Source organism: Burkholderia sp. A9, from assembly GCF_000801975.1.
This window is the reverse complement of the sequence record NZ_JSZN01000058.1, coordinates 1-2162: the sequence shown is the minus strand read 5'-3', so window position 1 is coordinate 2162 and position 2162 is coordinate 1. Positions and strand designations below refer to the sequence as shown.

Genomic DNA, 2162 nt, shown 5'->3' with positions numbered 1-2162 from the left:
CAGGCACGGGCTCGGCGACAAGTTCACACGCTCGGCGATCTCCTGGTTCGACAGGCGCCCGTTCTCCTGAAGAATCGCGAGAATGCGCCGGTCGATGGCGTCCAATTCGGCTTGCGCCATTTTCTGCCCTCCGATGTCTAATTCTAGACTGGAAATTGCGCCATCGTAGGCACGGACAATCAAGTTCGCAAGTTAACGCTCCACCCTGCCCGCTACACTTTGTCGCATGTACCGATTCGTTGCGCGCGCCGCGGCGCGCGTCATCTTCGACATGGAACCGGCCGGGGCCCCCGCATCGCCCCGGCCGCTCGGAAAGGACACAGGAGACACGGCATGCAGATCCCCAACTGGGACAACCCCGTCGGCACCGACGGCTTCGAATTCATCGAATACACCGCACCGGATCCGAAAGCGCTCGGACAACTGTTCGAACGGATGGGTTTCACCGCGATCGCGCGCCACCGCCACAAGGACGTGACGGTCTACCGTCAGGGCGACATCAACTTCATCATCAACGCCGAACCCGATTCGTTCGCGCAGCGCTTCGCACGCCTGCACGGCCCGTCGATCTGCGCGATCGCGTTCCGCGTGCAGGACGCCGCGAAGGCATACAAGCATGCGCTGGAACTCGGCGCGTGGGGCTTCGACAACAAGACCGGCCCGATGGAGCTGAACATCCCGGCGATCAAGGGCATCGGCGATTCGCTGATCTACTTCGTCGACCGCTGGCGCGGCAAGAACGGCGCGCAGCCGGGCGCGATCGGCGACATCAGCATCTACGACGTCGACTTCGAGCCGATCGCCGGCGCGAACCCGAACCCGGTCGGCCACGGCCTCACCTATATCGACCACCTGACGCACAACGTGCATCGCGGCCGCATGCAGGAATGGGCCGAGTTCTACGAGCGCCTGTTCAACTTCCGCGAAGTGCGCTACTTCGACATCGAAGGCAAGGTGACGGGCGTGAAGTCGAAGGCGATGACGTCGCCGTGCGGCAAGATCCGGATCCCGATCAACGAGGAAGGCTCGGACACGGCCGGCCAGATCCAGGAATACCTCGACGCGTACCACGGCGAAGGCATCCAGCACATTGCGCTCGGCACGAACGACATCTACGGTGCGGTCGACGGCCTGCGCGGCAAGGAAGTGAAGCTGCTCGACACGATCGACACGTACTATGAGCTGGTCGACCGGCGCGTGCCGAACCACGGCGAATCGCTGGACGAGTTGAAGAAGCGCAAGATCCTGATCGACGGTGCACGCGACGACCTGCTGCTGCAGATCTTCACCGAAAACCAGATCGGCCCGATCTTCTTCGAGATCATCCAGCGCAAGGGCAACCAGGGCTTCGGCGAAGGCAACTTCAAGGCGCTGTTCGAATCGATCGAGCTCGACCAGATCCGCCGCGGCGTGGTCCAGGACAAGGCCTGACGCGTCCGGCGGCGCAGCACCCGGCAGACCGGGCGCGCGCGCGAACCGGCGGCACAAAGAAAAAGGGCGGGAATCGCGAGATTCCCGCCCTTTTGACGTTTCGGCGCGGCCCGGCGGCCGCGCGAACGGATCAACGCACGTTCGCCTTCGACACGACGGCGCGCTCGGCCGTCGGCTGTGCGTCGGCGTCCTGCGCCGGCGCGATCTGACGCATCTGCGCGCCGGCTGCCGCCAGTGCGCTCGCGCCTCGCGCGTGCACCGGGCCGGTCATCGCGAAAAACGCGGCGGACACGATCAGGAAACTCTGGATATGACCTGTGTTCATTGCACCTCCTTTAAAACCGCCGGCGCCTCCCCGGGTGCGTCGAAACGGGCCGACGCGGCCGGGCACCTCCGGCAGGCCGACAAGATTAACGGCATTTGTACGATGATGGGGCCGGCTTTACATGCCTTTACATGATGTAACGCATCCCCACGCGTCATTTCGTCGACGCAGCGCGGCACGCCGGCCGGTGGTCGGCGGGTTTATCCCAGTGCTACCATCAGTTAAAACCGGCCAATATGCCGGCCACTGCCGACACGTTCACAAGACGTCGACGCAATTGAAGCTTTGGTGATCCCAAACTGGGTGGAGGAGACAGTTCAATGAATGCCCCGCTAGACGCAGGCCAACGCGCGTCGCTTGAAGCCGCGCTGAAGTCCGTCACGCTTGACGACAAATACACGCTCGA

General features: G+C 63.4%; 3 protein-coding genes. 1 reads left to right on the top strand and 2 read right to left on the bottom strand.

Translation table 11 applies throughout. The features are described from left to right. A partial coding sequence (locus tag PI86_RS16710) for an Lrp/AsnC family transcriptional regulator (protein ID WP_152608128.1) occupies positions 1 to 120 on the bottom strand: 120 nt, incomplete at its 3' end. Positions 121 to 333: 213 nt separating this feature from the next. Here PI86_RS16710 and hppD point away from each other — a divergent pair. Further along, positions 334 to 1431, top strand: a complete 1098-nt coding sequence (gene hppD, locus PI86_RS15350; RefSeq protein WP_034183958.1) for a 4-hydroxyphenylpyruvate dioxygenase — start codon at positions 334 to 336, stop codon at positions 1429 to 1431. Between the two features lie 130 nt (positions 1432 to 1561). Here the strand turns inward: hppD and PI86_RS15345 are convergent, their stop codons facing one another. Continuing rightward, on the bottom strand, positions 1562 to 1756 hold the full coding sequence (locus PI86_RS15345; protein WP_039324233.1) for a hypothetical protein: 195 nt from the start codon (positions 1754 to 1756) through the stop codon (positions 1562 to 1564). Between the last annotated feature and the right edge of the window lie 406 nt (positions 1757 to 2162).